7 protein-coding genes are annotated in these 7,689 nt (G+C 77.5%); 5 read left to right on the top strand and 2 right to left on the bottom strand.

The annotated features are described in order from the left end of the window. Positions 1-1,658: EAL domain-containing protein (locus tag ABEB16_RS06850; RefSeq protein ID WP_345711510.1), on the bottom strand; the 1,658-nt coding region annotated here is incomplete at its 3' end. Between the two features lie 158 nt (positions 1,659-1,816). On the opposite strand from ABEB16_RS06850, the gene ABEB16_RS06845 reads away from it, so the two are divergent. The 5 genes from ABEB16_RS06845 to ABEB16_RS06825 all read left to right on the top strand — a co-directional run bounded on the left by ABEB16_RS06845 (position 1,817) and on the right by ABEB16_RS06825 (position 6,799). Continuing rightward, complete coding sequence (locus tag ABEB16_RS06845; protein WP_345711509.1) at positions 1,817-2,524, top strand: demethylmenaquinone methyltransferase; 708 nt, start codon at positions 1,817-1,819, stop codon at positions 2,522-2,524. A 134-nt stretch (positions 2,525-2,658) separates the two neighbouring features. Continuing rightward, on the top strand, positions 2,659-3,126 hold the full coding sequence (locus ABEB16_RS06840; protein WP_345711508.1) for a hypothetical protein: 468 nt from the start codon (positions 2,659-2,661) through the stop codon (positions 3,124-3,126). After that, on the top strand, positions 3,123-4,298 hold the full coding sequence (locus ABEB16_RS06835) for a zinc-dependent alcohol dehydrogenase (protein WP_345711507.1): 1,176 nt from the start codon (positions 3,123-3,125) through the stop codon (positions 4,296-4,298). The genes ABEB16_RS06840 and ABEB16_RS06835 overlap by 4 nt, the downstream gene beginning before the upstream one ends. 114 nt (positions 4,299-4,412) lie before the next feature. Next, positions 4,413-5,735, top strand: coding sequence for a geranylgeranyl reductase family protein (locus tag ABEB16_RS06830; RefSeq protein ID WP_345711511.1), 1,323 nt, complete (start codon positions 4,413-4,415; stop codon positions 5,733-5,735). Next, positions 5,732-6,799 carry a polyprenyl synthetase family protein gene (locus ABEB16_RS06825; RefSeq protein ID WP_345711506.1) on the top strand — a complete coding sequence of 356 codons (1,068 nt, stop codon included), beginning with the start codon at positions 5,732-5,734 and terminating at the stop codon, positions 6,797-6,799. Before ABEB16_RS06830 ends, ABEB16_RS06825 begins: the two co-directional genes overlap by 4 nt. A 14-nt stretch (positions 6,800-6,813) precedes the next feature. Here ABEB16_RS06825 and ABEB16_RS06820 read toward each other — a convergent pair. Next, positions 6,814-7,689, bottom strand: an 876-nt coding sequence (locus tag ABEB16_RS06820) for an aminotransferase-like domain-containing protein (protein ID WP_345711505.1), incomplete at its 5' end; no start/stop codon positions are given.

The following is a 7,689-nucleotide window of genomic DNA, read 5'->3' as shown; positions in this document are numbered from 1 at the left end:
CCGGAGAACAGGTAGACGGCGTAGTCGTCGATGGAGCCGTTGAGGTCCAGGAAGTAGCCCTGCCCGAGGCTGGCGCCCAGGCCGAGGAGGGTGTCCAGCTCCGCGGGCGTCTCGATGCCCTCGGTGACGGTGGCGGCGCCGATGCTGGTGCTGAAGCCCAGCAGCGAGGCGACCAGCGCGCGCCGGACGGGGTCGGTGTCGATGCCGGCGACGAGGCTCATGTCGAGCTTGACGACGTCGGGCCGCAGCCGCACGACGTGGCGGAAGCTGGAGAAGCCGGCCCCGGCGTCGTCCACGGCCACCCGGGTGCCGGCGGCCCGCAGCCGGCCCAGCACGTCGAGCAGCGCGTCGTAGTCCTCGATCCGGGCGTGCTCGGTGAGCTCCAGGACCACCCGGGAGGCGCTCGCGCCCCGCAGCACGTGGGCCAGCCCGGGGTGCAGGACGGTGGCGGGGGAGACGTTCACCGCCAGCCAGGTGCGCGGGGGCAGCTCGTCCAGCAGCGCCAGGGCCCGGGAGACGGCCAGCAGCTCGGCCTCGCAGGTGCGCCCGGCCCGTGCGGCGGCGGCGAAGAACGCGGCGGGGTCCAGGGGCGGGGAGCCGCCGATGCGCGCCAGGGCCTCCACGCCGCGCACGTCGCCGGTGCGCAGGTCGACGACGGGCTGCAGCACGACGTGCAGGTCGTCGGCCCGCGGCGGCAGGGGGTCGCGCAGGTCCAGGTGCACGACCGGTTCCCGCGCGGCTCTCCGTTCCCGCGCGGCTCCCCGCGCGGGGCCCGGTGCGGGGCCCGGTGCGGGGCCCGGTGCGGGTGCGGGGGCGGGGGCGGCGGTGGACACCGCGTCGCGGCCGGTCGTGCGCGCCTGCGCCTCCAGGCCCTCGGAGAGTGCGCCGGCGAACCGCTCGAGCCGCTGCACCGTGCGGGCGGTGCTCACCACCAGCCCGGCCAGCAGCGTGGCGGCGGTCAGCGAGTGCGCGGCCAGCGCCGCCCACCACAGGGCGTCGTCCGCCCGGGAGGAGCCCACCCGCAGCAGCAGCGCCCCGCACACGCCGAGCAGGCTCAGCAGCGGCCACTGCACCGTCCAGTGCAGCGCGGCGGGGTTGCCGAGGGTGCGCGCCAGCCGCACGAGGGCGAGGACCGCCAGGACGGTCAGGACCGCCCACACCGCCCGCGCGCCGTCGGCGATCCGCCCGTCGTCGTCGTAGAGGTCCGGCAGCCGCGGGCTCTCCAGCGCCAGCCCCACCGCGGCGCCCAGCGCGAGGCCGACGGCGGCCAGCGGCGGGCCGGGGGACAGCCGCGAGGGGCGCGCGGCCAGCAGCATCCCGACCGGGTACAGCGCCGCCCCCAGCATCGACAGCGCGGGCAGCTGCCCGGCGGGGAACGCGCTGTCGCCGGGCAGCTGCAGCCCGTTGGCGCCGAGGCTGCGGACGACGTGCACGCCGGCTTCGGCGAGGAACAGCGCGGCCAGCCAGCCCAGCCGCCCGCTGCAGGACGTCAGCGCGTGGGCCGCGAGCAGCCCCCCGGCGGCCAGGTAGCTGATGGTGATGGTGCTGAACAGCCAGGTGGGTCCGGGGCCGGTCGCCGCGCCGGGGTCGAGGACGGCGAAGAAGGCCCACAGCAGCCCACAGGCGGTGAGGACGGCGACGACCGCCGTGGTGCGCACGCGGCGGGGCGTGGGGAGCCGGGGCAGCACGCGACCGGGCAGCGGTCGTCGCATGCTTCCTCCTCCGGGGGCCTGTCACCAGTGTCCCGCCGCGGGTGCGCCGCGTCATGCCGACGGGTGGGGGCCGCGCGGGGCGCCCGGCCTGGGACCATCGGGGCGTGAGCAGCACCGATCCGGTCCGCGCCGACCTGGGCAAGCGCCCCGCCGAGGTGTCGGCCATGTTCGACGACGTCGCCGAGCGCTACGACCTCACGAACGACCTGCTGTCCCTGGGGCAGGACCGCCGCTGGCGCCGGGCGGTGGTGCGCGCGCTGGACGCCCGGCCCGGGGAGCGGGTCCTGGACCTGGCCGCGGGCACGGGCACCTCCACCGAGCCGTTCGCCGACGCCGGGGTGCTGGCGGTGCCGTGCGACTTCTCCCCGGGGATGCTCCGGGTGGGCAAGCGCCGCCGCCCCGACCTGCCGTTCACCGCCGGTGACGCGACGCGGCTGCCCTTCGCCGACGGCGCGTTCGACGCCGTGACGATCTCCTTCGGCCTGCGCAACGTCGTCGACCCGGACGCGGCGCTGCGGGAGATGGCGCGCGTGACCCGCCCCGGCGGCCGCCTGCTGGTGGCGGAGTTCTCCACCCCGACGTGGCGGCCGTTCGCGACCGTGTACGGCGGGTACCTCGTGCGGGCCCTGCCCGCCGTGGCGCGCCGCGTCAGCTCGAACCCCGACGCCTACGACTACCTGGCCGAGTCGATCAGGGCGTGGCCGGACCAGGCGGCGCTGGCGGAGCGGGTCCGGGCGGCGGGCTGGGCCGAGGTGGCCTGGCGCGACCTCAGCGGCGGGGTCGTGGCCCTGCACCGGGCCCGCCGGCCCTGACGTCCGGGCGCCCACCTCCGGTTGCCGCCGCCCGGGGCGCGGGTGAGGGTGGGGCGCGGCTCCGGGACGGGGCCACCCGCACCGGCCCCGGAGGTTCCCGTGCACCCAGCAGCCCCCACCCCGCGGCGCCTGCCGTGAAGCGCGCGCTCACCACGACCGCCGTCGTCACCGGCACCGTCGCCGGCACCGCCGCGGGCACCGCCGCCGTGCGCCGGTTCAGGGCCGGTGCGCAGGCCGGTGCCGGAGCGCTGCGCTGGCAGGTCGTCACCGTGCTGCGCCCGGCCGGGGAGGTCGTCGTCGACGGCGTCCCGCCGCAGCCGCTGGCCGCCCTGGGCGACGACGTCGAGGTGCGTCTGCAGCCCGCTCCCGGCGACCGGGGCACCGAGCTCGCCGCCCGGATGCGGCGCACCGCCACCCCGCCGGGGAGCGGCGAGGACCCCCGCGAGGTGCTGCGCACCGCCCTGCGGGAGTCCAAGCAGCTGCTGGAGGCCGGGGAGGTGCTGCGCCGGGACCCGCAGCCGCAGGGGGAGCGCAGGTCCACGCCGGCGGGCGCGCTGCTGGACGCCGTCGTGCGCCGCTCGCAGGGGTGGGGTGTGCGGTGAGGGCCCTGGTGTGGCACGGCGTGGACGACCTGCGGGTGGAGACGGTCGACGACCCGCAGGTCCTCAACGACCACGACGTCATCGTCGAGGTGGGGCTGAGCACCTCCTGCGGCTCGGACCTGCACCTGCTGGGCGGTTACATCCCCTTCATGCGCTCCGGCGACGTCATCGGCCACGAGTTCATGGGCCGGGTCGTGGAGGTCGGCAGGGCGGTGACGAAGCACGCCGTGGGCGACCGCGTCGTCGTGACGTCGTTCATCTCCTGCGGGAAGTGCTGGTACTGCCGGCAGGAGCTGTACTCCCTGTGCGACAACACGAACGTCAACCCCGGCATCACCGAGGCCACCTGGGGGCAGTCGCCGGGCGGCTGCTTCGGCTACTCCCAGGCCGTCGGGGGCTACGCCGGCTGCCACGCGCAGTACGTGCGGGTGCCCCACGCCGACGTCGGTGCCTTCCCGGTGCCCGAGGGGGTCTCCGACCTGGCGGCGCTGTTCGTCTCCGACTCGGTGTCCACCGGCTGGATGGGCGCCGACCTCGGCGGCGTCCGGCCCGGGGACGTCGTCGCGGTGTGGGGGGCCGGGGCGGTGGGGCAGATGGCGGCGCGCGCCGCGGTGCTGCTGGGCGCCGAGCGCGTCGTCGTCGTCGACCGGCTCCCGGAGCGGCTGGCGCAGGTGCGCGACCACGTCGGCGCGGAGGTGCTCGACTTCACCGCCACCGACGTGATCGGGGAGCTGCGCGAGATGTCGGGCGGTCGCGGCCCGGACGTGTGCATCGAGGCCGTCGGCATGGAGGCCGCCGCGCACGGCGTGCAGGGCGCCTACGACATGGTCAAGCAGCAGCTGCGCCTGCAGACCGAGCGGGGCGCGCCGGTGCGGGACGCGGTGCTGTCCTGCCGCAAGGGCGGCTCCGTGTTCGTGCTCGGGGTGTTCGCCGCGGTGATGGACAAGTTCCCCCTCGGGGCGCTGATGAACAAGGGGCTCACGTTCCGCGGGGCGCAGATGCACGGGCAGCGCTACGCCGCGATGCTGCTGGATCGCATCGCGGCCGGTGAGATCGGCACCGAGCACCTCGCCACGCACGTCATGCCGCTGGAGCGGGCGCCGGAGGGCTACCGGATCTTCAAGGAGAAGGAGGACGGCTGCGTGCGGGCGGTGTTCGACCCCGCGCGCTGACCCCCTCGCCCCCGCTCGGGCCGCGTCCGCCCGAGGGGGGTCCTAGACTCGCTCGTGAAGGTTTTCACGAAGTCCCGCCCACCGCGGGACCGCGGGCGGAGGGCGGCGGAGGACATGGTGCAGGCGCTGGCGGAGCGGCCGGCCGGCGCGGCGGGGGCGGGCGACCCGGACGCCGACGTCCTCGTGGTGGGTGCCGGCCCGGCCGGCAGCACCCTCGCCGCGCACCTGGCCGGTGCCGGGCACCGCGTCGTCGTCTGCGAGAAGACCGCGTTCCCGCGGGAGAAGGTCTGCGGTGACGGCCTGACCCCGCGCGCGGTGCGGGAGCTGCAGCTGCTGGGCCTGCCCACCCCGCGCGAGGAGGGCTGGCTGCCCAACCGGGGGCTGCGGCTGATCGGCGGCGGCGTGCGGCTGGAGGTGCCCTGGCCCGAGCTCGCGGAGTTCCCCGGCCACGGCCTGGTCCGCACCCGCGAGGGCCTGGACGCCGACCTGGCCCGGCACGCGGTCTCCCGCGGTGCGGTGGTGCTGGAGCGCACGGCGGTCACCGGCCCCGTCGTGGACGAGCGCACCGGTTCGGTCGTGGGGGTGAGCGTCCGCGCCGTCGACGAGCGGGGCCGGCGCACCGGCGCCGAGCGGGTGCTGCGGGCGCCGGTCGTGGTCGCCGCCGACGGCGTCTCGGGCCGGATGGCGCTGGCCCTGGGGCTGCGCAAGCGCGAGGACCGGCCGCTGGGGGTCGCGGTGCGCACGTACTTCCGCAGCCCCCGGCACGACGACGACTGGCTGGAGAGCTGGCTGGAGCTGCGCGAGGCGGGCCGGGGGGACCTGCTGCCGGGCTACGGCTGGGTGTTCGGCGTCGGTGACGGCACGAGCAACGTGGGCCTCGGCGTGCTGGACTCCACGGCCGGTGGTGCGCGCATCGACTACCGGGAGCTGCTGCGGCGCTGGCTGACGAGCCTGCCGCCGGAGTGGGGGTTCCGCCCGGAGGAGCAGGTGGGCCCGATCCGGGGCGCGGCCCTGCCGATGGCCTTCAACCGCACCCCGCTGTACGGGCGCGGCCTGCTGCTGCTGGGCGACGCGGGGGGGATGGTCAACCCGTTCAACGGGGAGGGCATCGCCTACGCGATGCAGTCGGCGCGGATGGCGGCGGCGGTGGTGGCCGACGCCCTGGCCGCGCCCGACGCCCGCGCGCGCGAGCGCGCCCTGCACCGCTACCCCGCTGCGATTCGCGCTGAGCTCGGCGGGTACTACACCCTGGGACGTGTGTTCGTGTCCCTCATCGGTCATCCGGAGGTCATGCGGGTGGCCACCCGTTTCGGCCTGCCGCACCCGGGTGTCATGAAGCTCGTCGTGAAGCTGCTGGCCAACCTCGCCGAGCCCCGCGGTGGTGACGCCGCCGACCGCGTGCTCAGCGCCCTCACGCGGGTGGTGCCGGCCGCATGAGCCGTCGCGCGACGGGCACCGCCACCGCCCCGGTCTCCGGTCCGCTGACCGTTGCCGCCGCCTCGGCGTCCCCGGGCCTGCCCACCACCGACGACGCGCTGGAGCCGGCCCTGCGCGGCGGCCTGGAGGTGGTGGAGGCGCGGCTGCGGGAGGCGGTGGCCAGCACCGACGCCCTCGCCGACTCCGCCTCCCGGCACCTGGTGGAGGCCGGGGGCAAGCGGGTGCGGCCGATGCTGACGCTGCTGGGGGCGCACCTGGGCGATGCGGACGACCCGCGCGTGGTGGAGGCCGCGGTCGTGGTGGAGCTGACGCACCTGGCCTCGCTGTACCACGACGACGTGATGGACTCCGCCCCCACGCGGCGCGGTGCCCCGGCGGCGCACCAGGTGTGGGGCAACAACGTCGCCATCCTCACCGGCGACCTGCTGTTCGCGCGGGCCTCCAACCTCGTCGCCGACCTCGGCCCGGAGGCGGTGCGCATCCAGGCCGCGACGTTCGAGCGGCTGTGCCTGGGGCAGCTGCACGAGACGGTGGGCCCGCGCCCCGACGAGGACCCGGTCGCGCACTACCTGGGGGTGCTGTCGGACAAGACGGCCTCGCTCATCGCGACGGCGGGCCGCTTCGGGGCGATGTTCGGCGGCTGCGACCCGGCGACGGTGGACGTCCTGGTCCGCTACGGCGAGGACGTCGGGGTGGCCTTCCAGCTGGCCGACGACGTGCTGGACCTGACCAGCGAGGTGGGGGAGTCCGGCAAGCGGCCGGGCACGGACCTGCGCGAGGGGGTGCCGACGCTGCCGGTGCTGCTGGCGCGCCGGGCGGCGGCGGAGGGCGACGCGGCGGCGCGGGCGGTGGTGGGCCTGTTGGACTCCGGCCGCCTCGACGACGACGGCGTGCTCGCGGAGGCGGTGGCGCTGCTGCGGGCCCACCCGGTGACGGCGGCGGCCCGGGACACGGCGCGGCAGTGGGCCCGGCGGGCGCAGCGCACCCTGGCGCCGCTGCCCGGGTCGGCGGCGGCGCGGGCGCTGGTGACGTACGCGGGGTCCGTCGCGGACCGGGTCGGCTGACCGGCAGGTCGTGCTCAGCCGCGCAGCAGCCGGGCGAGCACGTCCACCCCGCGCACGAGCTGCTCCTCGCTCGCGGCGCCGTAGCTGAGCCGCAGGTGGGGGGCGGGCGCCTCGCGGGCGAAGTAGCCGCGCCCGTCGCCGACGTGGACGCCGACGGCCAGCGCGGCGCGGGTCGTGGCGCCGCTGTCGGCGCCGGCGGGCAGGCGCAGCCACACGTGCAGGCCCCCGCCGGGCGGTGCGGCGGTGTGCCCGAGGGCGCTGACCAGCCGGGCGTGCAGCAGGTCGCGGCGCCGGGCCAGGGCCGAGCGCAGCCGGCGCAGGTGCCGCGCCCAGTCGGGGGCGGCGAGCAGCTCGGCGGCGGTCTCCTGCAGCGGCCGGGCGACGAAGAGGTCGTCGGCCACCCGGGCGCTGCGCAGCCGCTCCAGGGCGGGGCCGCGGGCGACGAGCGCCCCGATGCGCAGGCTGGGCGAGGCGGGCTTGGACAGCGACGTGACGTGCACGACGTGCCCGTCGGGGTCGTCGGCGACGAGCGGGCGGGGCGCCTCGCCGTCGAGGGAGAGGTGGCGGGCCCAGTCGTCCTCGACGACGAAGGCGTGGTGGCGGGCGGCGGCGGCGAGCACCGCGGCGCGCCGCTGCGGGCTCGTCACGGCGCCGGTGGGGTTGGCGTAGGTGGGCTGCAGGTAGGCCAGCGTGGCGCCGGTGCGGGCGAGCAGGTCGTCGAGCAGGTCGGCGCGGACGCCCTCGGCGTCGGTGGGCACCGGCACCGGCACCATGCCGGCGGCCTGGGCGGCGGCGACGGCCCCGGGGTAGGTGGGGTCCTCCACGAGCAGCGGCGCGCCGGGGGAGCCGAGCGTGCGCAGCACCACCGACAGCGCCGCCTGCCCGCCGGG

Origin of the sequence: Kineococcus glutinatus, from assembly GCF_039542765.1 — a bacterium.
GTDB lineage: Bacteria > Actinomycetota > Actinomycetes > Actinomycetales > Kineococcaceae > Kineococcus_A > Kineococcus_A glutinatus.
Note: the sequence above shows the minus strand (reverse complement) of the source record. Positions and strands in the feature narration are given on the sequence as shown.

Coding starts and splice junctions, on each gene's coding strand:
- ABEB16_RS06830 (WP_345711511.1), top strand. CDS start 4,413: ATGGTGCAGGCGCTGGCGGAGCGGCCGGCCGGCGCGGCGGGGGCGGGC.
- ABEB16_RS06825 (WP_345711506.1), top strand. CDS start 5,732: ATGAGCCGTCGCGCGACGGGCACCGCCACCGCCCCGGTCTCCGGTCCG.